General features: G+C 72.0%; 23 protein-coding genes, 3 tRNA genes and 2 pseudogenes. 17 read left to right on the top strand and 11 right to left on the bottom strand.

Annotated elements, in window-relative coordinates; all coding sequences use genetic code 11:
- Positions 1 to 121: 121 nt before the first annotated feature.
- The 5 genes from ACFWVC_RS14190 to ACFWVC_RS14210 form a co-directional block, all read right to left on the bottom strand.
- On the bottom strand, positions 122 to 556 hold the full coding sequence (locus tag ACFWVC_RS14190; protein WP_384284084.1) for a MaoC family dehydratase: 435 nt from the start codon (positions 554 to 556) through the stop codon (positions 122 to 124).
- 4 nt (positions 557 to 560) lie between these two features.
- The gene (locus tag ACFWVC_RS14195; protein WP_384284086.1) at positions 561 to 1,013 is read right to left on the bottom strand and encodes a MaoC family dehydratase N-terminal domain-containing protein; all 453 of its coding nucleotides are present in this window, start codon (positions 1,011 to 1,013) and stop codon (positions 561 to 563) included.
- Positions 1,014 to 1,111: 98 nt separating this feature from the next.
- On the bottom strand, positions 1,112 to 1,276 hold the full coding sequence (gene rpmG, locus ACFWVC_RS14200; RefSeq protein ID WP_004571794.1) for a 50S ribosomal protein L33: 165 nt from the start codon (positions 1,274 to 1,276) through the stop codon (positions 1,112 to 1,114).
- Between the two features lie 89 nt (positions 1,277 to 1,365).
- Positions 1,366 to 1,438: transfer RNA gene (locus tag ACFWVC_RS14205), tRNA-Met, on the bottom strand.
- A gap of 46 nt (positions 1,439 to 1,484) precedes the next feature.
- Positions 1,485 to 1,557: transfer RNA gene (locus ACFWVC_RS14210), tRNA-Thr, on the bottom strand.
- Positions 1,558 to 1,771: 214 nt separating this feature from the next.
- Here ACFWVC_RS14210 and ACFWVC_RS14215 point away from each other — a divergent pair.
- The 4 genes from ACFWVC_RS14215 (at position 1,772) to ACFWVC_RS14230 (ending at position 6,644) form a co-directional block, all read left to right on the top strand.
- Entirely contained in the window at positions 1,772 to 3,025 is a 1,254-nt protein-coding gene (locus ACFWVC_RS14215; RefSeq protein WP_384284088.1) for an amidohydrolase family protein, read from the top strand.
- A 28-nt stretch (positions 3,026 to 3,053) separates the two neighbouring features.
- Positions 3,054 to 3,716, top strand: a complete 663-nt coding sequence (locus ACFWVC_RS14220) for an SDR family oxidoreductase (protein WP_384284090.1) — start codon at positions 3,054 to 3,056, stop codon at positions 3,714 to 3,716.
- A 122-nt stretch (positions 3,717 to 3,838) separates the two neighbouring features.
- Complete coding sequence (locus ACFWVC_RS14225; protein WP_384284092.1) at positions 3,839 to 5,056, top strand: Kelch repeat-containing protein; 1,218 nt, start codon at positions 3,839 to 3,841, stop codon at positions 5,054 to 5,056.
- Between the two features lie 127 nt (positions 5,057 to 5,183).
- Positions 5,184 to 6,644, top strand: a complete 1,461-nt coding sequence (locus tag ACFWVC_RS14230; RefSeq protein WP_384284094.1) for a Kelch repeat-containing protein — start codon at positions 5,184 to 5,186, stop codon at positions 6,642 to 6,644.
- A 72-nt stretch (positions 6,645 to 6,716) separates the two neighbouring features.
- Here ACFWVC_RS14230 and ACFWVC_RS14235 read toward each other — a convergent pair whose 3' ends face one another.
- Positions 6,717 to 7,283, bottom strand: coding sequence for a nucleoside deaminase (locus tag ACFWVC_RS14235; RefSeq protein ID WP_384284096.1), 567 nt, complete (start codon positions 7,281 to 7,283; stop codon positions 6,717 to 6,719).
- Between the two features lie 106 nt (positions 7,284 to 7,389).
- On the opposite strand from ACFWVC_RS14235, the gene ACFWVC_RS14240 reads away from it, so the two are divergent.
- The 3 genes and pseudogenes from ACFWVC_RS14240 to ACFWVC_RS14250 all read left to right on the top strand — a co-directional run bounded on the left by ACFWVC_RS14240 (position 7,390) and on the right by ACFWVC_RS14250 (position 9,200).
- Positions 7,390 to 8,361, top strand: coding sequence for an antibiotic biosynthesis monooxygenase (locus ACFWVC_RS14240; RefSeq protein WP_384284098.1), 972 nt, complete (start codon positions 7,390 to 7,392; stop codon positions 8,359 to 8,361).
- Between the two features lie 12 nt (positions 8,362 to 8,373).
- Positions 8,374 to 8,711 (top strand): annotated as a pseudogene (locus tag ACFWVC_RS14245) (MarR family transcriptional regulator); the annotation flags it as partial.
- 30 nt (positions 8,712 to 8,741) lie between these two features.
- Entirely contained in the window at positions 8,742 to 9,200 is a 459-nt protein-coding gene (locus ACFWVC_RS14250) for a hypothetical protein (RefSeq protein ID WP_384284410.1), read from the top strand.
- Here the strand turns inward: ACFWVC_RS14250 and ACFWVC_RS14255 are convergent.
- Positions 9,197 to 10,111: an aldo/keto reductase gene (locus ACFWVC_RS14255; RefSeq protein ID WP_384284100.1), complete on the bottom strand. Its 915-nt coding sequence runs from the start codon at positions 10,109 to 10,111 to the stop codon at positions 9,197 to 9,199. The two genes, ACFWVC_RS14250 and ACFWVC_RS14255, sit on opposite strands and share 4 nt — an antisense overlap.
- 149 nt (positions 10,112 to 10,260) lie before the next feature.
- Here ACFWVC_RS14255 and ACFWVC_RS14260 point away from each other — a divergent pair, with 149 nt between their 5' ends.
- The 6 genes from ACFWVC_RS14260 to ACFWVC_RS14285 all read left to right on the top strand — a co-directional run bounded on the left by ACFWVC_RS14260 (position 10,261) and on the right by ACFWVC_RS14285 (position 15,973).
- Complete coding sequence (locus ACFWVC_RS14260; protein ID WP_384284102.1) at positions 10,261 to 11,151, top strand: helix-turn-helix transcriptional regulator; 891 nt, start codon at positions 10,261 to 10,263, stop codon at positions 11,149 to 11,151.
- Positions 11,152 to 11,344: 193 nt separating this feature from the next.
- Entirely contained in the window at positions 11,345 to 12,328 is a 984-nt protein-coding gene (locus tag ACFWVC_RS14265; protein WP_384284103.1) for an ABC transporter permease, read from the top strand.
- 749 nt (positions 12,329 to 13,077) lie between these two features.
- Positions 13,078 to 13,623 carry a hypothetical protein gene (locus ACFWVC_RS14270; RefSeq protein ID WP_384284105.1) on the top strand — a complete coding sequence of 182 codons (546 nt, stop codon included), beginning with the start codon at positions 13,078 to 13,080 and terminating at the stop codon, positions 13,621 to 13,623.
- 310 nt (positions 13,624 to 13,933) lie between these two features.
- Positions 13,934 to 14,605, top strand: a complete 672-nt coding sequence (locus ACFWVC_RS14275; RefSeq protein WP_384284107.1) for a hypothetical protein — start codon at positions 13,934 to 13,936, stop codon at positions 14,603 to 14,605.
- Between the two features lie 31 nt (positions 14,606 to 14,636).
- A complete protein-coding gene (locus ACFWVC_RS14280; protein WP_384284109.1) occupies positions 14,637 to 15,194 on the top strand; it encodes a SigE family RNA polymerase sigma factor in 558 nt (185 codons plus the stop codon).
- Positions 15,191 to 15,973 (top strand): hypothetical protein, encoded by a 783-nt coding sequence (locus ACFWVC_RS14285; RefSeq protein WP_384284111.1) that lies wholly within the window; start codon positions 15,191 to 15,193, stop codon positions 15,971 to 15,973. Before ACFWVC_RS14280 ends, ACFWVC_RS14285 begins: the two co-directional genes overlap by 4 nt.
- A 138-nt stretch (positions 15,974 to 16,111) precedes the next feature.
- Here the strand turns inward: ACFWVC_RS14285 and ACFWVC_RS14290 are convergent.
- Together ACFWVC_RS14290 and ACFWVC_RS14295 are read right to left on the bottom strand one after the other, a co-directional pair.
- Positions 16,112 to 17,500 (bottom strand): annotated as a pseudogene (locus tag ACFWVC_RS14290) (alpha/beta hydrolase family protein); the annotation flags it as partial.
- A gap of 727 nt (positions 17,501 to 18,227) precedes the next feature.
- Positions 18,228 to 18,309: transfer RNA gene (locus ACFWVC_RS14295), tRNA-Tyr, on the bottom strand.
- A 187-nt stretch (positions 18,310 to 18,496) separates the two neighbouring features.
- Between ACFWVC_RS14295 and ACFWVC_RS14300 the strand changes: the two genes are divergently transcribed.
- The 4 genes from ACFWVC_RS14300 (at position 18,497) to ACFWVC_RS14315 (ending at position 22,481) form a co-directional block, all read left to right on the top strand.
- Positions 18,497 to 18,985: a YajQ family cyclic di-GMP-binding protein gene (locus ACFWVC_RS14300; protein ID WP_384284113.1), complete on the top strand. Its 489-nt coding sequence runs from the start codon at positions 18,497 to 18,499 to the stop codon at positions 18,983 to 18,985.
- Positions 18,986 to 19,237: 252 nt separating this feature from the next.
- Positions 19,238 to 20,557 (top strand): radical SAM protein, encoded by a 1,320-nt coding sequence (locus tag ACFWVC_RS14305; RefSeq protein WP_384284115.1) that lies wholly within the window; start codon positions 19,238 to 19,240, stop codon positions 20,555 to 20,557.
- Between the two features lies 1 nt (position 20,558).
- Entirely contained in the window at positions 20,559 to 21,011 is a 453-nt protein-coding gene (locus ACFWVC_RS14310) for a flavodoxin family protein (RefSeq protein WP_384284117.1), read from the top strand.
- Positions 21,012 to 21,098: 87 nt separating this feature from the next.
- Complete coding sequence (locus ACFWVC_RS14315; protein ID WP_384284119.1) at positions 21,099 to 22,481, top strand: FAD-binding oxidoreductase; 1,383 nt, start codon at positions 21,099 to 21,101, stop codon at positions 22,479 to 22,481.
- A 43-nt stretch (positions 22,482 to 22,524) separates the two neighbouring features.
- Here the strand turns inward: ACFWVC_RS14315 and ACFWVC_RS14320 are convergent, their stop codons facing one another.
- Positions 22,525 to 22,911: a YccF domain-containing protein gene (locus ACFWVC_RS14320; protein ID WP_384284121.1), complete on the bottom strand. Its 387-nt coding sequence runs from the start codon at positions 22,909 to 22,911 to the stop codon at positions 22,525 to 22,527.
- A gap of 57 nt (positions 22,912 to 22,968) precedes the next feature.
- Complete coding sequence (gene htpX / locus ACFWVC_RS14325) at positions 22,969 to 23,829, bottom strand: zinc metalloprotease HtpX (protein WP_384284123.1); 861 nt, start codon at positions 23,827 to 23,829, stop codon at positions 22,969 to 22,971.
- Positions 23,830 to 23,904 lie beyond the last annotated feature (75 nt).

A 23,904-nucleotide genomic window follows, 5' to 3' on the forward strand; every position in this document is an offset into this window, starting at 1 on the left:
CACCAGCACATTCGGGCCGGGGGACTGTTGTTATTATACCTATAACACCACCAGCGTTTCCTGGGGGGGGTGGCGGATGCCCGCGCCCCCCCCCCCCCCCTTGCACGGGTGCCGCGCCCGGCTATGCCAGCCGGACCACCGCGCGTGACATGCCCAGCACCTTCTGCCCGGCGCTGACGGCCGTCAGGTCGACACGCACCGTGCGCTCCCCGTCGTCCAGCTTGGCCGCGACCTTCGCGCTGACCTCGATGAGCGCACCCTCGTCACCGTCCGGCACCACGACCGGCTTGGTGAAGCGCACCCCGTAGTCGACGACCGCGCCCGGGTCGCCCGCCCAGTCGGTCACCACGCGGATCGCCGAGGCCATGGTGAACATGCCGTGCGCGATGACGTCCGGCAGGCCCACCTCTTTGGCGAACCGCTCGTTCCAGTGGATCGGGTTGAAGTCGCCCGAAGCGCCCGCGTACCGCACGAGTGTGTCGCGGTTCACGGGGAACGACCGCGCCGGCAGTTCGGTGCCGACCTCGACCTCGTCGTAGGAGATCTTCGCCGTCATCAGTTCACTCACCCTCCGGTGCGCGCGCCACCAGTTTCGTCAGCGCCGTCACCACGTGCTCGCCGCTCTCGTCGTGAGCCTCGCCACGGACGTCGATGACATCGTTGCCCGCCAGCGACTTGATCGCGTCGATCGCGACCGTCACCGAGAGCCGGTCACCGGCCCGCACCGGGCGGGTGTACTCGAAGCGCTGGTCACCGTGGACGACCCGCCCGTAGTCCAGCCCCAGCTCCGGGTCGAGGATGACCTGCATCGAGGCCTTGAACGTCATCACGAAGGCGAAGGTCGGCGGAGCGATCACATCGGAATGCCCGAGCGCCTTGGCCGCCTCGGGATCGAGGTAGACCGGGTTCGGGTCGCCGATCGCCTCGGCGAACTCGCGGATCTTCTCCCGGCCGACCTCGTACGGGGCGGTGGGGGGATAGGTCCGCCCCACGAAGGACTGGTCCAGCGCCATCGGCACCTCCTGGAGCTGTGGTGGTTCTCGGTCCAACAACGCCGCGAGGCCGCCCCTGAAGTACAGGGACGGCCTCGTCGGTCTTACTACGGCCTGTGTCAGCGCGTCTCGCGGTGCGCGGTGTGCGCGTTGCAGCGCGGGCAGTGCTTCTTCATCTCAAGACGGTCCGGGTCGTTGCGCCGGTTCTTCTTGGTGATGTAGTTCCGCTCCTTGCACTCCACGCAGGCCAGCGTGATCTTCGGGCGGACGTCGGTGGCGGCCACGTGAGTGCTCCTTGACGAACGGTAATAAGGTTTCGAACACGGAAAGAGTAGCCGATTAAGGGACCGATCCCACAATCGGCTACGCAAAGTAGCGGCGACCGGACTTGAACCGGTGACACAGCGATTATGAGCCGCTTGCTCTACCGACTGAGCTACGCCGCTTCGATGAGGAGATCACCCGCCCGGAGGCGGGTCACCTGATCATCAGAGCCCCAATACGGAATCGAACCGTAGACCTTCTCCTTACCATGGAGACGCTCTGCCGACTGAGCTATTGGGGCGAGCGAGGAAGACATTACACGGTCAGCCGCCGAAGGTGAAATCCGTATCTAGTGGGCACGGGCCACGTCCCTCGGGCGGCGGCCGCGCGCCACCCGCCCGGTCCCGTACGTCACTTGACGGCACCAGTACGACTATTCGCTCTTCCCGGACGGATCGGGCACCGCCCCCTAGGCTCGGATCCGCGTGATCTTGCCTCCGGCCCCGAGGAGCGCGATGACCGACAGCCAGCCGCAACCGCCCGCCGACCCGCTCCGCGGAGAGTCCGCCCCGGCGCCCGCACTCCTGCTCTGCGGGGGCCGCCTCGCCGACGGCCGGACGGTCGACGTGCGCCTGGCCGGGCCGCGGATCGAGGCCGTCGGCACCGCGGGCAGCCTCACCGGCGACGGGCAGACACCCCGTGTCGACCTCGCCGGCTACCTGCTGCTGCCCGCTCCCGCCGAGCCGCACGCCCACCTCGACACGGCCCTGACCGCCGACTGCGCCGGGCCGCCCTCGTACGACGGCGAGGAGGTCCAGCGCCGCGTGACCGAGGCGGCCCTCCTCCAGCTCGGCCACGGTGTGACCGCGGTGCGGGCGCACGCGCGGATCGGCGACGTGCAGGGGCTGCGCGCGGTAGAGGCCGTCCTCCAGGCCCGGCGCGCCCTGCGCGGGCTGGTCGAGGTGCAGGCCGTCGCCGTGCCCCGGGTGCTCACCGGCGCCGCGGGCGCGGACAGCCTCGCGATGCTCCACGACGCGCTGAAGATGGGGGCGGGCGTGGTGGGCGGCTGCCCGGACCTGGACCCCGACCCCTCCGGCTTCGCGGAGGCGGTGCTCGGCGTCGCCGCGGAGTTCGGCCTCCCGGTCGACCTGCACACCGACGCCGCCGACCCCGCCCGGCTCTCCCGGCTCGCCGCCATGGCCGGCGGCCTGCGTCCCGGGGTCACCCTCGGGCCGTGCGGGGGCCTGTCCCTGCAACCCGCCGACACCGTCGCCCGGCTCGCCGGGCAACTCGCCGCCGCCGGGGTCTCGCTGACCGCCCTGCCGCAGGGCGGCTGCGGCGCCATGGAGTCCGTGCGCCGGGGCACCACCGCCCCGGTGCGCGCGCTGCGCGCGGCCGGGGTGCGCGTCGCCGCGGGCAGCGGGGCACTGCGCGATCTCGCCAATCCGGTGGGCCGCGGCGACCCCCTGGAGGCCGCGTTCCTGCTGGCGTCGCACGGCGAGTGCTCCCCCGCGGAGGCCTACGACGCGATCAGCCGTGAGGCCCGCGCCGTCATGGGCCTGCCCGAGGTGCGGGTCGAGGCCGGCTTCCCCGCGGAGCTGATGGCGGTACGCGCCGACCGGCTGGAGAGCGCGCTGTCGCTGGCGTACAGCCGGGTCGTGATCCACCGGGGCAGGGTGGTCTCGCGCACCAGTGCCGTCCGCGAGTTCACCGACACGCTCGCCCTCGACCTGCCACGTCAGTCGAGGAGCCGCCGTGATCCGGCATGAGCCGTCCGGCGGGCGTACGGTCGGTTGCATGCGCACTGTGATCGCTGGTGGACATGGACAGATCGCGCTGCGGCTGGAGCGGCTGCTCGCCGGGCGCGGTGACGAGGTGGCGGGCATCATCCGCAAGCCCGAACAGGCCGCGGCCCTGAGAGAGGCCGGCGCGGAGCCGGTCGTCCTGGACCTGGAGTCGGCCTCCGTCGACGAGGTCGCGGGCGTCCTGCAGGGCGCCGACGCGGCCGTCTTCGCCGCGGGCGCGGGACCGGGCAGCGGCCTCGCCCGCAAGGCGACCGTCGACCGGGACGCCGCGGTGCTCTTCGCGGACGCGGCCGAACGCGCGGGCGTGCGCCGGTATCTGATGGTGTCGTCCATGGGGGTCGACTCCGATCCGCGGCCGGGCACCGACGACACCTTCGCCGCCTACCTGAAGGCCAAGGGCGCCGCCGACGCGGATCTGCGGCACCGCACCGCCCTCGACTGGACCGTCCTGCGCCCCGGCCTGCTCACCACCGACCCCGGCACCGGCCGGGTACGGCTCGCCGCGTCGACCGGTCACGCCTCGGTGACCCGCGACGACGTCGCCGCGGTCCTGGCCGAACTCCTGGACACCCCGTCGACGGCCGGTCTCACGCTGGAACTGATCGGGGGTCACACCCCGGTGCCGGTCGCGGTCAAGGACGTCGCCGGCAACTGAACGTCACTTCATTCATTTGGCCGTCACAGTGAGCGACCACCTGTGACGGCCTCTTGAATGGCCTCATCAGTCTCATTTCGGTCGTAGCGAAACGCTGCGGCATGCCACGAAAGAGGTGTCCGATGAGGCGTATTGAACGATCGGGTCAGGACGACACTCCGCCCGGCATATCCCGCACGGGCCGCCGCCACCGCTGGAGGCGGCTGGCCGTCATGGCGCTCGCGCCCCTGCTGGCGCTGAGCGCCACGGGGGCGACCGCCCAGGGCGTATGGCTGACGCTCCCTTCTCTTCCCACCGCCCGTTTGGGCCACGCGGCGGCGACCGCGCCGTGCCCGGGCGGACTGAAGCAGGCGTGCGTGTACGTGTTCGGTGGGCGCGCCTCCGACGGCGCCCTCCGGAACGAGTTCGAGGCCTACAGCCCGGCCACCAACGCCTGGGCCACCCTCCCCCCGCTGCCCACGCCGCGCGACGGCCTCGCGGGTCGCGGAGCGCCCTGTCCCGGCGGACTCCAGGACGGGTGCGTGTACGCGATCGGCGGGGCCATCGGCACGGTCGCCACCCCCACGTCGGTGCCGACCGTGGAGGCGTACAGCCCCGCCACCGGCGCCTGGGCCACCCTGCAGAACCTGCCCACCGCCCGTAGGAACCTCGCCGCGGCGAAGGCGCCCTGCCCTCCCGGGTTCGGCCTGCGCGGCACGTGCGTGTACGCGATCGGTGGCCGGGACTCGGTCGGCGCCGCCCTCCACACAGTGGAGGCGTACAGCCCCGCCACCGATACCTGGGTGACTCTCCAGCACCTGACCGTTGCCCGCGCCGACCTCGGCGCCGTGGGCGCCCCCTGTCCTCCCGGACTGGGCCTGCGTGGCGGCTGCGTGTACGCGATCGACGGCACCGGCGACGGCTCGGTGGAGGTCTACAGCCCGGTCACGAACGCATGGGTGACGCTCCGCCCGCTCCCGGTCTCGCACGGCGACCGCCCCGCCGTGGTCGCGGCGCCCTGCCCGAACGGACTGCCGGGTGGTTGCGTGTACGTCGCCGGCGGCTCGGGCGCACTACGCCTCGTCCACGCGTACAGCCCCGTCACCGGCGCCTGGATCACCCTGCCGGAGACACCCACCCCGCACCGGCGGACGGCCGGCACGGTGGCGCCCTGCCCCAAGGAGTCCACGAGCCCGTGCGTGTACGTCGTCGCCGGGTCGCCCGACTCCCCCACCGCGGCGGGCGGAGCGACAGAGGCCTTCGCGGTCGAGCGCGGCCCGGAGCGTCCCGGCGGGCCCCGCGACCAGGACGGGGGGAACTTCTCCGGCGGTCCCAACGGCTCCGCAGGACCTCGCGGATGAGCGGGCCGACTGCCCACATCCCAGCGCACTTTGGCACGTCCTTCTGTTCCCTCTGCTTGAGCACGTACCCCACAACTCCCTTTGGGGGCGCGGCAACAGCCGCGCCCCGCCATGGAAGAGGTAATCCATGAGGCGCATCCGACGGTCCGGGCCCGGGTCAGGGCCCGGGTCCGCGGCCGCCCCGGCCGGCCCCCTCAGGCACCGCCGGCGGCTGGCCGGGCTCGCCGGGCTGGTCCTGGCTCCGCTCCTCGCGCTGGTGCCCACCGGCGCGACGGCGGAAGGCGTGTGGCTGACCATCCCCTCGCCGCAGACCCTGCGCGTAGGCCTCGCCGCCGCACCCGCGCCCTGCCCTCCGGGGCTGCGGCAGACCTGCGTGTACGCCTTCGGAGGCGTCGGCGCGGGCGCGCTGACGCGCACGCACGAGGCGTACAGCCCCGCCACCAACGCCTGGGTCACCCTGGCCCCGCTGCCCACGCCGCGCGCGGGACTGGCGGGCAAGGCGGCTCCATGCCCGGAGGCCGTGAAGAAGAAGACCTGCGTGTACGCCATCGGCGGCTTCGACAGGGGTGGTGTCGTGGGCGCCGTGGAGGCCTACAACCCTGCCGCCAACGCGTGGTTCGACATCCCCGACCTGCCCACCCCCCGCAGGGACCTGGGCGCGGCCCCGGCGCCCTGCCCCGAGGGGTACGGCCTGCGCGGCGCCTGCCTGTACACCGTCGGCGGCTGGACAAGCACGGACCGTGCGGTGAACACGGTGGAGGCCTACAGCCCGGCGACCAACACCTGGGCCAAGCTGCCCGAGTTGCCCACGCCGCGCACCAGGCTCGCCGTTGCCTCCGCGCCGTGCCCTGAGGCGCCGGGGCTGCGGGGACTGTGTGTGTACGCGCTCGGCGGGATGGACGACGCCGGGACGAGCCTGCGGACGGTGGAGGTCTACAGCCCCGTCACCAACGCCTGGATCGAACTGACGTCGCTGCCCACAGCCCGCGACAGTTTCGCCGTCGCACCGGCGCCCTGCTCCGACGGGCTGCGCGGCCGGTGTCTGTACCTCTTCGGCGGCTCCGAGAGGGTGGGCATGACGCGTCGCCTCCTGGACACCGTCCAGGCTTACAGCCCGGTGGCCGGCACCTGGTCGACCCTGCCCCCGCTGCGGACCGCCCGCTCCCTCCTGGCGGTCGCTTCCGCGGCGTGCCCCAAGACGTCGCAGGGCATCTGCCTCTACCCCCTCGGGGGGATCGGCGCCGGCGCGACGGGCACGACGGAGACACTGGCCATCAAGTACGAACTCCCGCCGGCCCGCCCGACCCTGGGCGAGCGCCCGTACGGCGGTGGCGGTGGCGGTGGCGGTGGCGGTGGCGGCAGGAACGACGCCGCGCCGGGCGGGCGCGAACAGAACGGCCGGAACGAGCAAGGCGGCCGCGAGCAAGGCGGCCGCCCGGACATCGGCTGGAACGACAACGGTCCCCAGCGGCAGGGCGGCGAGCAGAACGCCCGCGACGAGAGGCCCCCGGACAACGGCCGGGCCGACACGGGCCTGGACGATCTCGACGACTTCGACACCGCCCGTTCCGCACCCCCGCAGGGCTGACACCGCGCAGAACGGCCTTCGGGCCGGCACCCCCTCAAGGTGCCGGCCCGAGGCCGCGAAGGTGACTCACCGTCAATAGGCGTGCCGGTCCGCCTTGTCCATCCATGCCTGGTAGGCGGTGGCGCCCATCTCGGGGTGGATCTGGCGGATCTCGATGCGCCGGTCTTCGAGCGGCTTGGTGAAGTCCTCGTACTGATAGGCGTCGTCGAAGCCGATCTCGCGGGTGGCCTTGAGGTCGCAGCTGTAGTAGACGGCGTCGATCCGCGACCAGTAGATCGCGCTCATGCACATCGGGCAGGGCGCGCCGCTGATGTAGATGGAGTGTCCCTGCAGCATGCGGGCGCGTTCGGGGACCGGATCGGGCGATCCCTCGGGGCGCTTCACGTACGCCAGCGTGCTCTCGTTGGCGTGCTCCTCCGTGATGGAGGGCGCTTTCGGGTTGAGCGTGGCCACCGCCTTGCGGATGCTCTCCACTTCGGCGTGGGCCGTGGGGTCACCGGTCAGGAGCACCCGGTTCTGTCCACGGGCCACGACCTGCCCGTCGCGGGTGATGACGGCTCCGAAGGGGCCGCCCCAGCCGTTCTCCACCGACTCCGTCGCCAGGCGCACGGCTTCGGCGAGAAATTCCTTGTCTCCCATGTCGTACACCTCCGGGCCCGTCAAGCTCCACGGAATTCCGCCGTCGTACTGCACGGCTTTTTCGCACCGTTTTCCCTTAAGTCCCTTGTGAACTAGACTACTCCCTATGGGTCCTCCTGCAAGCCGCGACGCCTCGGGCGGCAGTGCGACGGTCGTGGTCTCCCAGAAAGTGCGGGCCGGCTGCGACCACGATTACCAGCGCTGGCAGGAAAAAATGACCCGGGCGGCCGAGACCTTCGACGGTTTCGAGGGAACGGAGGTTTATCCGCCGGGAACCGAAGCCTCCAACGAGTGGGTCGTGGTGTTCCGCTTCGGCAGCCTCGACCAGTTGACCTCGTGGCTCGACAGCGAACGCCGCAGGTCACTGCTGACGGAGGGGGCGCCCTTCTTCGAAGGACCGCAGGCCCAGGAGGTGCTGAGGGGCGGCGCCTCCGTGCGGCAGGACACGGTCACCGCGGTCGTCTCGCACGAGGTCAGGCGTGGCCGCGAGAAGGATTTCCTCCATTGGCAGAGCCGGGTCCTGAAAGCCCAGGAGAAATTCCCCGGATTTCGGGGTTCGGAACTCTTCCAGCCGGTCGAGGGCGTACAGGACCGCTGGGTGGCCATGTTCCGGTTCGACACACGCGGGCATCTCGACGAGTGGCTGGATTCGGACGAGCGGGCAAAGCTCCTGAAAGAGGGCGGGAATTACTTCACCGCGTACGATGTGCGCAAGGTTCCCTCCGCCTTCAGCGGATGGTTCCGGTTCGGGGAACGGGCCGGCGAGGAGGTCCCGCCCAATTGGAAGCAGGCCATGTCGGTGGTCCTCGCGCTCTATCCGACCGTCACGGTGCTGAACCTGACTGTCGGTCACGCCTTCGACGACGTGAAGCTGCCCGGCTATGTCGGCCTGTTCCTCAGCAACTGCCTGAGCGTCGCGATCCTGACCTGGTTCCTCATGCCGCTGGTCAACCGCGCCCTGGCCTTCTGGCTGACGCCGAGCCGCTCCCGGACGATGCGCGTGCAGCTGATCGGCGTGGGCGCCGTGCTGCTGTGCTGGGCACTGCTCATCACGATCTTCGGGCTGACGACCCAGTGAGCCGCGCCGCGGCGCGCCGCGGTCGACCGCGCGGTCGGTCCGCTCGGCCTCACCCGCGCGCAGTACTCGCTGCTGGCGTCGCTGTACGGCATGACCCGCGGCGGCCGCCGGCCCAGCCAGCGCGAGCTCGCCGACCACACGGGCCTGGAGGCGATCTTCGTGTCCAAGCTCGCCCGCACCCTGGAGGCCGCCGGCCTCGTACGCCGCGACGCCCACCCGTACGACTCGCGCGCGGTCCAGCTCACGCCGTCGCCGTCGTACGCGAGCTCCACGAGGAACTGACCGCGCCCCTCGGCGGACTCGGCGCGGCGCCCACCGCCGAACTCACGAACGCCCTGCACACCCTTCTCGGCACCGGCGAAAGGATCAGGAGCACCCCCGTGATCCGTACTCCCTCCCCGCTCACCGGCCAGGACATCGGCAGCGCCCACTACTCCACCCGCGCCGTGCTCGACGTGCTCCTCCAGAAGCACGGACTCGACTTCGGCCAGTGGGCCGGGCTGCGCACCCTGGCCACCCGCGGCGAGGCACTCGGCCGCTCCGACTTCGAGCGGGTCCTGACCGAGAGCCGCGCCTTCGCCCCTGAGACCCCCGAGACCCCCGAGACCCTGAGCACCCTCGCCGACCGCCTCACCGACGCCGGGCTCGCCACCGCGAACGCCTCCGGCGGCCTCTCCCCCACCCCCCGGGGCGCCGCCCTCCACGCGGAGATCACCGACGCCCTGGCCGAGGTCACCGACCGCATCCACGGCCACCTCGACCCCGCCGACCTGGCCGTCACCCAGCGCACGCTCTCCCTGATCACCGACCGGGCCCGCGAGCTGCACGACGAGCTCTAGGCTCCCTCGTCCGCGCGCTCCGGGACGAGGGCGGTGATCGCCCCGATCTCCTCCGGCGTCAGCACGAGATCCCGCGCGGCCAGGTTCTCCCGCAGGTGGCCGATGCTCGTGGTGGCGGGGATCGGCAGCACCGCGGACGAGCGGGCGAGCAGCCAGGCGAGGGCGACCTGCGGGACGGTCGCCCCGTGACGGGCGGCGACGGGGCCGAGCACCGCGCGCAGCGCCGCCGGGGCGCCGGTGTCCGTCGCCGCCCCCGGCGGCGTGAGCGAGACCGGCTGCCACGGGACGAAGACCGCGCCGGCCGCCTCGGTCGCCTCCAGCAGGGCTGCCTCGCCGCGGGCGGCCACGTTGAAGTGGGCCGTGACGGCGGCGATCGGGGCGATCTCGCGCGCCGCGGCCAGCTGGGCGGGAGTCACGTTCGAGAGCCCGATGTGCCGGATCAGGCCCTCACGGCGGAGCGCGGCGAGGGTGCCGACCTGCTCCTCGAAGGACGTGTCCCGCGCCCACCCGCTGTGCAGGTAGTACAGGTCGATCCGCTCCACCCCGAGCCGCCGGGCGCTGGTGTGCACGCACTGCCGCAGGTAGTCGGCGTTGCCGACGGCACTGATCGTCGACAGGTCGCGGCCGCCGCGGACGAAGCCGCCCTTGGTCGCGATCGCGAGCCCGTCACGGTAGGGGTGCAGGGCCTCGCGGATCAGCTCCTCGTTGGTGTGGGGTCCGTAGACGTCGGCCGTGTCGATCAGGGTCACGCCGGCCTCGACCACCTGCCGCAGCAGCGCGACCCCGCCGTCGTGGTCGGGGTACGGCCCCCACAGGCCCGGGCCGGTGAGCCGCATCGCGCCGTAGCCGATGCGGCCGACGGGCAGGTCGCCGCCGAGTGTGATCGTCGTTCGTTCCGCCGTGGTGCTCATGGTGTCCGCCTTCCGCCGGGACGCCCACGCCGGTCGTGGGCGCCTCCGGGACCCCACCGTCGTGCCGCCGGGGGCGCGGTGCCAGGGAGGGCCGTGCCTGTGCAGACCGGTACCAGGCACGTGGCGGGTCCCGGCCGGACACTGGAGTCATGGAGCACCGTGGTGACACGTCCGGCGGGAACGAGCTCGGCGATTTCCTGCGCGCCCGGCGCGCCGCCCTGGACCCGCGGCGCGCGGGCCTGCCGGACGACGGCAGGCTGCGCCGTGTGCCGGGCCTGCGGCGGGAGGAGCTGGCCCACCTCGCGCACGTGAGCATCGACTACGTCGTACGGCTGGAGCAGGGCCGCACCCGGCGGGTGTCCCGTTCCGTCCTCGACGCGCTCGCGGACGCCCTCCGGCTCGCCCCGGACGAGCGCGCGTACCTCTTCGAGGTCGCCGACGTCGCGCCGGCGGCCCCGGCGCGGCCGCCCGCCGGGCAGGCGGTCGACCCGCAGCTGCTCCAGGTGCTCGACGGCATGCGCGACGTGCCCGCGCTGGTCCTCGGGCGCCGCCAGGACGTACTGGCCTGGAACGCCGCCGCGACCGCCCTGCTGACCGACTTCGCCGCGGTGCCGCCGGACGAACGCAACCTGATCCGGATGACCTTCCTCGACGAGGCCTACCGCGCCCTGTACACGGACTGGCCGCGCGCGGCCCGGGACTGCGTCGCGGTCCTGCGCATGGAGGCCGGCCGGCACCCCGACGACCCGGCCCTGGCCGCGCTGGTGGGCGAACTCACCGCACGCGACCCGGACTTCCGCACCTGGTGGGACACCCACCGGGTACGCGGGCCCCGGCAGCTCACCAAGACCTACCACCACCCGGTGGTGGGCCGGCTCACCCTGGACGTCCAGCAGCTGTCCGTCGCGACCGCGCCCGACCAGCTCCTGGTGGCGTACACCGCCCGGCCGGACTCACCGTCGTACGAGGCACTGCGCTTCCTCCTCCAGTGGTCCGGGCGCGCCGGGGACCGGGCCGCGCAGGGCGGGCCCCGACGCTAGGGCGTACGGGTCCCGGCGCCTCGTGGCGCCTGTGGCCGCAGTGGCGACCGGGGAATCCGGGACGTAATTTGACTCACGACAGCCTTTCGCATCCCTTCGCGGGAGAGGAATTCCCGCCGGGCCGGCGTGGCGTACACCTGGCATCCGGGGTGCGACAAGGAGCGGCCGGATTCGCGGAGGATGCGATGCGCGAATGAACAAGCTGAGCGAGTTCGCCCATTCGCGGTTCCGGCCGGCCCTCGTCCTCGTCCCGATCCTGGCCGCCATGGCCGGGCTGTTCGCCGGCTCGTACAGCTTCGCCATGGCGCATCCCACGCCGCACCGCGTGCCGATCGCGGTCGTGAACGAGTCGCCCGCGGTGCGGACCTTCGCCTCGGGCCTGGACGCCGGGCTGAGCACACAGCTGGAGGAGCGGCCTTTCGCCACGCGCGCCGCGGCCGTCGAGGCGGTGGAACAGCAGCACGTCTTCGCCGTGCTGCAGGCCGGACCCGGCGGCAAGGGCGTCGCCCTCGAACTCGTGCCGGCCGCCGGAGCCTCGGTGGCCCGGGTCCTGGCCGCCGCCGCGCCCGCGGCCGCCGCGCAGGCCCGCGTACCGCTCACCCTCACCAGCCTCAAGCCGCTGCAACCCGGCGACCCGCAGGGGCTGGCGATCTTCTACATCTCCCTGGCCGCCGTCATCATCGGCTTCGTCGGGGCCGGGCAACTCACCGTCCACGCGCCGGATCTGAGGCCGCTGGAGCGGTTGGCGGCGATCCTGGCCTACTCGGTGCTCGGCGGCTTCGCGATCTGCGCCGTCGTGGACTGGGGCCTGCACGTGCTGCGCCTGCCGTTCTGGGAGTCCTGGGGCATCCTGTCCATGACGATGGTGACCTCGGCCCTGGTCTTCACGATGTTCCACATCCTCTGCGGCCGCTGGGCGATCCTGCCGACCTGGGCGCTGATGGTCCTGCTGGGCAACCCCTCCTCCGGCGGCGCGGTGTCGTGGCCGCTCCTGCCCCAGCCGCTGGGGGCCGTCGGGCGCTGGCTCCCGCCCGGGGCGTCGGTCAACGCCCAGCACAACGCCATCTACTTCTACGGCCACCAGTACGCCTTCCCGTTCCTGGTGCTCACCGGCTGGGCCGCGCTGGCCGCGGCGGTCTTCTGGACCTGGCGCCGCCGCCGCTACCCGGCGGCGTGATCTCCCGGGCCTCAGCGGAGGGGAACGCGCCGGGCCTGTTCGCCACCTGGCGCATGCCTTCCTGCTCAAGAGCGCGATTTCCCGGGTGTGCGCATGGAGGGCCTTTTCCGCGCCGCCCGGCGGGGCCTCGACGTACTCCGGTGGCCCGCGCGGCGGCACCGACGCGGTGACCTTCGCCACGCCGCTGGTGCGCCGGAGGCGGCTCCCGTACGGGCGAAGTGCCCGAAATGCCGCGCCAAGGAGGGATACGGGCCTCCGGCCGGCCGGAGGAGGCGACGGCCGGCTGTGAGCCACGTCCTGTCGGCACCCCGGATACCGACCTACTCTGGCCTGCCAGGCGCGCCCCTCGAGGGCGTGCCAGTGCTCGCGACCGCGATGACGCGCCGGCAGAGGACCACGGCGGGCACCTTTGACTCCTCCCCCAGCTGAAGCAGGGAGATTCCTGGCTCACGTGGGCTGGAGACTTGCGGTCCGTCAGCTCTTACACGATCAGCACCAGCCGGGTGGAGACCAGCCCGGTTTGATGAAGCACATCCAGGAGGTGCATGTGCTGTCTTGGCTCTCGATCAGCACGGTGTACGCGCTGCTTGGTTCTCGCAACGCACAGCGATCAGCTTACCCGACCGTGTGGGCGGTCTTTCGCCCTGACGGCGAAGCCCCGTTCCCTTCCCTGCTCCGCAGGGGTCCGATTCCTCCCCGGCCTGAAGGCCGGGGCATCCTCGGAAGTTCCCGGTGAAGGACGGTTCACGATGCCCACTGATCTCTCGCCATTCATCACCGCCGCCACGCGCTGGCTGCTCTCGGCGTTCCCGCCGGCGGCCGGCCCGCTCAACCACGCCTTGGCCGAGGCCCAGGCATGGCAGGCGGCCACCATCGCCGCCGCCCTCCGCTACCCCACCACGCTCGACGCCGAACTGCTCACTATGCTCGGCCCCGGCGGTTCCGGCCGGCTGGACGCCGTCACCGGCGCAGACGTCCAGCCGCCGGCGGACGACGACCACGTCTGGCGCACCTGGGTGGACGAGACCGTCGTCAGCTGGGCCGCCTGCCTGCTGGCCGACGTGGAGCTCGCCGCGACCGCGGCGGCCTGCCTGGCGGCGACCCATCACGGCGCGGGCGGCTCCGGCGACGTGGGCGACGCCCGCCGCCTGACGGTCCCCAGCCCCCGCGACCACAGTGCGGCCCCTCTGCTCCGCCACCCCGATCTCCTTGGCCCCATCGCCGACCTCCACCGCGAGGGCCTGCTCGGCCTCCTCTACGCCGACCCGACCGGCGACCCCTCGCTGCGGGCGTAGGCGCGCGCCGCGGACGGACGTTCCCCCGGGGGACGGTCCGTCAGGCTCGCGCCTCGCGGATGAGTCCTCGGCCTCGACTCCACGCGGAACCGGCGGACTTATCTTTTGTCGTGCGGGGCGTGCAACCCTCCACGCACATTCGGGAGTACCTACGTACGGACGTCCCTACGGCGCCCACCGCATCCGGTGGGTGCCGCAGGCCGGCGCGCGGGCCCAGCGCGCCGGCCGTCGAGGACCGCCCGGCGCGGTGCCGGGCTCCGGCTGCAAGGAGAAACTCCCCATGGCTCTTGGTTTTTCACGGAAGACGGGCGTGACCGCTGTCGTGGCGGCCGCGGCGGCCGCGATCGGCGCGGTCTCGTTCGGCGCCTCCGCGATCGCGGCCCCGCCGGGCCCGGCCGCGTCGGGCCCGGCCGCCTCAAGCCCGGCCGTCCACCGGGCCGCCGCGCCCGCGTCCACCGCCGCCGCCCACAAGCAGGCGCCGCGGGTCGTCACCCAGCTGATCGGCAAGGGCCGGGTGGACGGTCACCGCTGGTCCGTGTCACTGGAGTTCTATCGCACCCTGCCCAAGGGCTACACCCTGCCCACCTCCCCCAACGGCACCACCGCGTCCGGCGACGCCCTGCTCTGCCAGCGCATGTACATCGGCAAGGTGCGCATGGACCACCAGGGCGGCCCGTGGAGCGACTGCCAGCCCGTCACCGGGGCCCACGACCCCCAGGGCAGCGGGGGCATGGGTTTGTGGGGCCTGCAGGACAAGGGCACCACCGGCACCCGGCTGATGGTCTCCAACCCCGGCCCCGAGGTCGCCTACGGCGTGCTCTTCCTCTCCGACGGCACACGGGTGCGGGCGAACACCGTCACCGTGCCCGGCACCGACTACCGCGCATGGGCCGCGCCCATAGCCGACGGGCAGACGATCGACGCGGTCGACCAGTACGACGCCCACGGCCACCGGCTCAGCCACGACACCTTCTGGCACTGATCACCGAGGAAAAGGACGGGCATCTCCTGCCGTGCAGCCAGACAGCAGGGCCGCCGCGGGCAGCGGACCGGACGCGGAGTTCTCCCGCTTCGTCGCCGCCCGCTGGCGATCCCTGACCCACACCGCGTATCTGCTCACCGGCGACTTCCACGAGGCGGAGGACCTGGTGCAGACGACGTTGGCACGGGTGTACCCGCACTGGCGCCGGCTGCGGCCCGAGTCGGCCGAGCAGTACGTGCGGCGGGCGCTGGTCAACACCAACCGCAGCCGGCACCGCCGCCGCAGGATCGCCCATCTCCTTTTCGCCTCCGTGCCCGACACCCGCCCCGTCCCGGACGACGGGGCGGGTGTCGGCGGCGTGGAAGGGAACGACGCCCTGGCCCGGCTGCTGTCCGCACTGCCCGAACGACAGCGGGCGGTCGTGGTGCTGCGCTACTGCGAGGACCTGTCCGCCGAGGAAGTGGCCGACGTCCTCGGCTGCTCGGTCGGCACCGTGAAGAGCCAGGCGTCCAGGGCCCTGGCCAAACTGCGCACTGACGCGAGGCTCGCCCACACCCGCCCGTCCGGCCGTCCCCTAGAGGCACGATGACTCCCGACCCCGAGCAGGAAGACCGGCTGCGCGCCGCCTTCGCCCGGTCACGCGACGCCTACCCCTCGTCCCTGCCACCCGTCGAGCGGATCCTGACCGTCGCGCGCACCCACCGGAGGCGCCGCCGCGCCGCGGCCGCCGGCGCGGTCGCCGGAGCCGTGTGCGTACTCACCGCCGCCTTGACGCTCCCGTTCCTCGGTCAGCGCCCCTCCGTCGGCCCGGCGCACACGGCCTCCCCTTCGGCGAGCCCCACCGCCACCGCGACAACCGGCACGCCCGACACGGTCACCGTCCGCGTCGCCGACGGCACGACGGACGGTCAATCCTGGTCCGTGGCACTGGAGTTCCACCGCGCCCTGCCCAAGGGCTACACCCTGCCCGCCTCCCCCGGCGGCACCACCGCGTCCGGCAACGCCCTGCTCTGCCAGCGCATGTACATCGCCGGCGTGCGCATCGACCGCCAAGGCGGCCCCTGGAGCGACTGCCAGCCCGTCACCGGCACCCACGACCCCGACGGCAGCGGAAGTACCGGCCTGTGGGGCCTGCACGACAAGGGCACCACCGGCACCCGCCTGATGGTCTCCAACCCCGGCCCCGAGGTCGCCTACGGCCTGCTCCGTCTCTCCGACGGCAGCCAGGCCAAGGCCCCCGTGGTCACCGTCCCCGGCACCGGTTACCGCGCTTGGGCGGCCCCCATCCGGGACGGACAGACGATCGCGGCGGTCGACCAGTACGACGCCCACGACCGCCGGCTCAGCCACGACACCTACTGGCACTGAGGGGGCAGCGTCAGGCCGGTCCGCCGGGTCCGCCGGGAGCACCAAGACCGCCGAGCAAGCGGTCGAACCACGCACGGTGCGCCGTAGCAGGTCGAGCTGGTGGGCGCGTTCGCCGATCACGTGGCCTTCGCGCGGGTAGGTGACGAACTCGTGCTCGACACCGAAGTGGCGCAGTGCGCGATGGAAGAGGACGGCCTGGCCGACGGGCACGTTGGTGTCGTCCTCCCCGTGCAGGATCAGCACCGGGGTGCGGATTCCCGAGGCGTACGAGACCGGGCTGACCCGGTCATGCGGGTGCGGACCGGGCCCTTCCCAGCCGACGCTGCCGCTGACGCCGGACTCGTTGGCGGGTCCCCATTCGCCGGTCGCGGCCAGCATGCCCCAGTCGCTGACCCCGGCACCCATCACCGCGGCCTTGAAGCGGTCGGTCTGCGCCACCGCCCACGCCGCCATGTATCCGCCGTGGCTCCAGCCACCGATCCCGAGCCGGTCCGGGTCGGCTACGCCCTCCGTGATCAGCAGGTCGATCCCCTCGGTGATGTCCGTCCACTCCGCGCCGCCGGCCGCCCCCGCCACCATCGCCGCGAAGGCGTGCCCGTGGCCCTCGCCGCCGCGCGGGTTGGGCAGGAAGACGGCGTACCCGGCGGTCGCGAGCCACTGCCCCGGAGGCAGGTCGATGTGGAACTGGAACTCGTCGGCGTAGCGCGCGTACGGGCCGCCGTGCACGAGCGTGACGAGCGGGAACGGCCCGTCCTCGCGGCCCCGGCCGGGCGGCAGGAGCAGCAGTCGTCCAGGTTCAGGCCGTCGGACGCCTTGTAGGACAGCCGTTCCTGACTCGCCCACGCGACGTCGCGCAGCTGCGGCCTGGTGTCGCTGATCCGGGCCAACGGCCCCCCGGGAGGCCCGGCGTGAACGTCCTTCGGCTCGCGCGCCGTGCCCGCCAGCACGGCGATCGTCCCACCTGATGCGCTCACGCTGAGCGCGTGGACCATGCCCTGCCTGGTGAACAGCCGCCGGAACCGCCGGTCGCGGGGATCCAGCCGGAACAGCGCGGTGTCCAGGCCGTCGGCGAACAGCGCCCAGGGCGGGCCGTCGACGCCCTGCACCAGTTCGGTCGGGCAGACGGCCATGTCCGCCGTCAGATTGCGGTGCTCCGCGGCGGGGCCGGACTCGGGAACGGCGACGTCCATGACCGCGCGGCCGCCCACGGTGCCGGGAGGGGTGATCGTCACGTAGGCCAGGTGCCAGCCGTCGTCGGCGGTCCACCAGGCCGGCGCCCGCGCATCCAGCCCGGCAGGGCCGAGGTCGTGCACCGCCCCCGTCGTGGGGTCCACCACGTGCAGCTCGACGGTGAGCACCCCGGGGTCGATGTCCGGGCTCGACCAGCTGACCACCGCCAGCGGGCCGCCGTCCGGCCTCTGCGCCATCTGCACGACATGCCGGCCGCCCAGTCCGTCCACCACGCGCAGTTCGCCACTGCCGAGATCGAGCAGCCGCAGGCGCGCGCAGGGCATCCGCTCGCCCCACACCACGGCGTCATCCCCCTCGGCCTCCTTGCGTTCGTCCTCCGCGTCCGGCTCGTCCTCCGCGATCACGGCGACCGTACGTCCGTCGGCCAGCGGCAACTGGCCGGCGATGCCGCCCCGCCATGACGTCAGGGCCTCCGCCTCCCCGCCCTCGACGGGTATGCGGTGCAGCTGCCCGCGCGAGGTGAAGAACAGCGACGCCGAATCCGGCGCCCACCGGGGTGCGCCGCACCAGGCCGTGCCGTCCGTCAACCGCACGGGCGCCGAGCCCCCGTCGACGGCCGCCACCCACAGGGTGCCGACCGGACGCTCCCGGATGCCGATCGTGCTCGCCGCGTAAGCGACCGCGCGGCCGTCCGGCGAGACCACCGGATGCCGCGGCGCGACACTGTCCACGATCAGCTCGGCCAGTGATGTCGATGTCATCCCGGTCAACTCCTCAGCCCCATCCGTCCGCGACAGCCCGACTGCACGCGACATGCATAGCGTTGAGGCCGCGGCGCCGTCAGCGAAACGGGTTGCAGCGCACGGAAGCCAACGGCGACGGCTCCCAGGCCAGCGCACACACCGCCGGCCCGCGCGCGGCACCGCGTCGGCCGTGGCTGATCCAGCGGTTCGGCCCAGAACGCGTGAGAACAGGACGGAGCGAGACAGCGGCCCGCGCCCGCGAAATAAAAAGAACAGCCCCCGCTCTGCGTTTCCGCAGCTCAGAGGCTGTGTTTCCACTGTGGCGGCGCCAGGATTCGAACCTGGGTAGGCTAAGCCGACGGATTTACAGTCCGCTCCCATTGGCCACTCGGGCACACCGCCTGGGAAGTGTCTCCAGGGGCCGTTTTGCGTGGTCCCCGTGGCGACGTCGTAAACAATACCCGATGCGCGGGGGTGCTCCGCCACCCTATTGATCAGCGCCTCCGGCGGGTCGGATGGCTAGGCTTGCGGGAGCGGCCCGGTGGTGGGTCGCGGACCTGACGGATCAGAGCCAAGGAGCCAACAGAAGATGGCCGACTCCAGTTTCGACATCGTCTCGAAGGTCGAGCGGCAGGAGGTCGACAACGCCCTCAACCAGGCCGCGAAGGAGATCTCGCAGCGCTACGACTTCAAGAACGTCGGCGCTTCGATCGCGTGGTCCGGGGACAAGATCGTGATGCAGGCCAACTCGGAGGAGAGGGTCAAGGCGATCCTCGACGTCTTCGAGACGAAGCTGGTCAAGCGGGGGATCTCGCTGAAGGCGCTGGACACGGGCGAGCCCCAGCTGTCCGGCAAGGAGTACAAGATCTTCGCGTCGATCGAGGAGGGCATCTCGCAGGACAACGCGAAGAAGGTCGCCAAGATCATCCGTGATGAGGGGCCGAAGGGCGTCAAGGCGCAGGTGCAGGGCGACGAGCTGCGGGTGAGCTCCAAGAGCCGGGACGACCTGCAGGAGGTCATCGCGCTGCTCAAGGGCAAGGACCTGGACTTCGCGCTGCAGTTCGTGAACTACCGCTGACCGCGGGCACGCCGAGGTCCCGGCCGGAGGAGGCGGCCGGGACCTTTGTCGTAGGCCCACAGGTCCGCGGGGGCGCCGGGCGGGCCGACGCGGGTGGGTTCGGATGGGTTTCACCGCCGATGCGGCACAAGGCGAAGGGGAGGGCCGACATCGGAAACCGCCCCGGCATGCGTAGGGTCGTTCGTTGAAGGTCTCCTCGGGCCCACCCCCCATGTGGGACCCGGGCAGTCGTCTCGAGGATGGAGCCGGGCAATGCAGAACCGCACCGCTGTGGTGGAAGACCTGATGAGCCGCTTCCCGCACGTGCCACGCGAAGCGGTCATCAAGGAGGACCTGTTGCGCGGCGGGATCGCGTTCGACGATTCCGCGCTCAGCGGTGGCGACGACGGCGACGTGAAACCGAAGTCGTACTTCATCTTCTCCTTCGACCACCGCACGCTGCCGGAGCTGGGCGCCGCCGCCCTCAACCGCCCGCCGGAGGAGATCGTGCTCACCGGCGGCCCGTACGACCTGCGCCGCACCGTGGTGTCGGTCCGCGTCAACCCGGCCTCGCCGTACCGCGTGCAGGCCGGTGGCCGCGGGGTGCTCGGGCTGTACCTGGACGGGGTGCGCATCGCGGACGTGGGCCTGCCGCCGATGCCGGACTACTACCGGCACACCCTGGAGAACGGGAAGTCGGTGATGGAGGTCGCGCCGACGATCCAGTGGGGCTATCTCGTCTACCTGACGGTCTTCCGCGTCTGCCAGTACTTCGGCGCCAAGGCGGAGTGCCAGTACTGCGACATCAACCACAACTGGCGCCAGCACAAGGCGGCCGGCCGTCCCTATACGGGCGTGAAGCCGGTCGAGGAGGTGCTGGAGGCGCTGGAGATCATCGACAAGTACGACACGGCGAAGACCTCCACGGCGTACACCCTCACCGGCGGCGCGATCACCGGCAAGGTGGCGGGCCGCGACGAGGCCGACTTCTACGGCCACTACGCCAAGGCCATCGAGGAGCGCTTCCCCGGTCGCTGGATCGGCAAGGTCGTCGCCCAGGCGCTGCCCAAGGAGGACGTGCAGCGCTTCAAGGACTACGGCGTGCAGATCTACCACCCCAACTACGAGGTGTGGGACCGCCGGCTGTTCGAGCTGTACTGCCCCGGCAAGGAGCAGCACGTCGGCCGCGACGAGTGGCACCGCCGCATCCTGGACTCCGCCGAGATCTTCGGCCCGCGCAATGTGATCCCGAACTTCGTGGCGGGCGTGGAGATGGCGGAACCGTTCGGCTTCACCAGTGTCGGCGAGGCGATCGACTCCACCGCCGAGGGCCTGCGCTTCTTCATGTCGCGGGGCATCACGCCGCGCTTCACCACCTGGTGCCCCGAGCCGACGACGCCGCTCGGCAAGGCCAACCCCGAGGGTGCGCCGCTGGAGTACCACATCCGGCTGCTGGACGTGTACCGCGCGACGCTTGAGGAGTTCGGCCTTTCCTCGCCTCCCGGGTACGGTCCGGCCGGCCCCGGCAACGCCGTGTTCTCCGTCAGCTCCTTCATGGACAGCATCCCCGCCGCCCCGGCCGTGGTCGGCTGAGGTGGCCACGCTCCTGATCGTCCATCACACGCCCTCGCCCAACCTGCAGGCGATGTTCGAGGCGGTCGTCTCGGGCGCGACGACGGACGAGGTCGAGGGAGTGGACGTCGTACGGCGGCCGGCGCTGTCCGCGTCCGCCTCCGACGTGCTGGAGGCGGACGGCTATCTGCTCGGCACGACGGCGAACCTCGGCTACATGTCGGGGGCGCTCAAGCACTTCTTCGACCAGGTCTACTACCCGTGCCTGGACGCCACGCGCGGCCGCCCCTTCGGTTACTGGGTGCACGGCGGGAGCGACGTCACGGGGACCGTGCGCGGGATCCGGTCGATCACCACGGGCCTGGGGTGGGAACAGGCGGCGGCCGAGGTCACCGTCACCGGCGAGCCCTCCAAGGCCGATCTGGAGGCGTGCTGGGAGCTGGGGGCCACGCTGGCGGCCGGGCTCTCCGCCTAGGGCTTCCGGCGGCCTCCGGGGCCTTTCCTGCCCGACGTGCCGCGGCCGCACCCCCGTCCTACCGTGGAGGAGGAGAGAGGGGCACGCATGGCACTCCGGGTCCTCGACCTCACGGCACTGGAGGCTCTGCGCTCCGGCTTCGACGGCGAGATCGTCACTCCTGACGATCCGGCGTACGACGAGCACCGCACCGTCTTCAACGCGATGATCGACCGGCGTCCGGCGGTCATCGCGCTCTGCGCGTCGGCCGGGGACGTGGCGTCGGCGATCCGCCTCGCGCGGGAGCGTGAACTGGAGATCGCCGTGCGCGGTGGCGGGCACAGTGTCGCCGGCACGTCCCTGACCGACGGCGGCCTGGTGGTCGACCTGCGGCGGATGCACGCGGTGGTGGTCGATCCCCGGGCGCGTACGGCACGGGTCGGCGGCGGCTCCCTCATGAGCCATCTGGACCGCGCGACCCAGCCGTACGACCTGGCCACCACCGGCGGCCGGGTGTCGACGACAGGGGTGGGCGGCTTCACCCTGGGCGGCGGTTCGGGGTGGCTGGAGCGCAGGTTCGGGCTCGCCTGCGACAACCTGGAGGAGGCCGAACTCGTCACCGCGGACGGCACCATGGTGCGCGCCGCCGCGGACGAGAACCCCGAGCTGTTCTGGGCTCTGCATGGTGGCGGCGGCAACTTCGGCGTCGCCACCTCGCTGACGCTGCGGCTGCACCCGGTGCCGCGGATGACCGCGGCCCTGCTGCTGTGGCCGCCGGACGCGGGGCCGGAAGTGCTGCGTACGTACCGGGACTTCATGGAGTCGGCGCCGCAGGAGGTCGGCGGCGGCATGCTCTATGTGACGGCGCCGCCGGAGGACTTCGTCCCGCCGCACCTGGTGGGCACCATGGTGGCCGCCGTCCTGGTGACGTACATCGGCCAGGAGGAGCCGGCGCGGGAGCTGATCGCGCCGCTGCTGGCGCTCTCCCCCGAGGCCACGATGATCGCGGAGCTGCCGTACGCGGAACTGCAGAGCATGTTCGACGACCCGCCGGGCTACCGCAACCACTGGTCGGCGGAATACCTGGAAGGGCTGCCGGACGAGGCCGTGGAGCGCTTCTGTGCCCGGGCCCGCGCGATGGTCGTCCCCTCCCCCTCGCAGCAGGTCCTCTTTCCCTGCGGCGGCGCCATGGCGCACGGCCCGGACGACTACCCGCTGCCCTGGCGCAGTGCGGCCTGGGTCGCCCACCCCTTCGGCCTGTGGGAGAGTCCCGCGGACGACGGGCGGGCGCGGCAGTGGGCCCGCGACGTGCGCGAGGACGTGAAGCCGTGGTCCATCGGCGCCGTCTACCTCAACTTCATCGGCGACGAGGGCGCTGGGCGGGTCATCGCCGGTTTCGGCACGCACCATCTGAGCCGCCTCGCCCGGGTGAAGACCGAGTACGACCCGGACAACGTCTTCCGGCTCAACCACAACATCGAGCCCGGCTGAGCCCTGCCCCGGCCCGGCCCGGACCTGTGCGCCTTACTGCGTCTTACTGCTCGACGGGGACGATCTCGCGGCCGAGCGGCACCAGGGAGATCGGCACCATCTTGAAGTTGGCGATGCCGAAGGGGATGCCGATGATCGTCAGGCAGAAGCCGACCCCGGCGACGACATGGCCGATGGCGAGCCAGATGCCCGCGAAGATCAGCCAGATGATGTTGCCGACGGTCGAGGCGACACCCGCGTCCCGGCGCTCCACCGTGGTGCGGCCGAAGGGCCACAGCACGTAGTTGGCGATGCGCAGCGAGGCGATGCCCCACGGAATGGTGATGATGAAGATGAACATCAGCAGGCCGAGCAGGGCGTAGCCGATGGCCATCCACAGCCCCCAGATGATCAGCCACACGACGTTGAGGACGAGGTTGATCGGCTTCATGCTGTCAGCCTCCCACGGGAGCGCGGGCGATGCCCGCGAGGGATCGGTGACCGGCCCTCAGCGGCGGTGGCCGGCCATCTCCTCCAGCCGGGCGATGCGCTCGGCCATCGGGGGGTGGGTCGAGAAGAGCTTGGACGCGTCACCGGGGCGGAACGGATTGGCGATCATCAGGTGGCTGGTGGTCTCCAGCCGCGGCTCGGGCGGCAGCGGCAGGCGCTTGGTGCCCGCGTCCAGTTTGCGCAGGGCGGAGGCCAGGGCGAGCGGGTCGCCGGTGAGGCGGGCGCCGGAAGCGTCGGCCTCGTACTCGCGGGAGCGGCTGACGGCGAGCTGGATGAGGGACGCGGCGAGCGGGCCCAGGATCATCATCAGCAGCATGCCGAGCAGGCCGGGGCCCTCGTCGTCGTCGGAGCGGCCGATGGGGATCAGCCAGGCGAAGTTGACAAGGAACATCACGACGGAGGCCAGGGCGCCGGCGACCGAGGAGATGAGGATGTCGCGGTTGTAGACGTGGCTGAGCTCGTGGCCGATGACGCCGCGCAGTTCGCGCTCGTCCAGGATGCGCAGGATGCCCTCGGTGCAGCACACCGCGGCGTTGCGCGGGTTGCGGCCGGTGGCGAAGGCGTTGGGCGCCTCGGTCGGGGAGATGTAGAGCCGGGGCATCGGCTGCCGGGCGGCGGTGGAGAGCTCGCGGACCATCCGGTACAGGGCCGGGGCCTCGAACTCGCTCACCGGTCGCGCGCGCATCGCCCGCAGGGCGAGCTTGTCACTGTTCCAGTAGGCGTACGCATTGGTGCCGAGCGCGATGACGAGCGCGACGATCAGTCCGGTGCGGCCGAAGAAACTGCCGATGATCAGGATGAGTGCCGACAGTCCGCCGAGGAGCGCGGCGGTCTTCAGCCCGTTGTGCCGGCGGTGCACGGTCACCCTCCAAGATGTGCAACAGGAAGACGTTTTCTCCGTTTTCCTAGGAGAACCTCCTGTAAGGGCCAACGC

This window comes from Streptomyces sp. NPDC058691 (genome assembly GCF_042714775.1).
Lineage (GTDB): Bacteria > Actinomycetota > Actinomycetes > Streptomycetales > Streptomycetaceae > Actinacidiphila.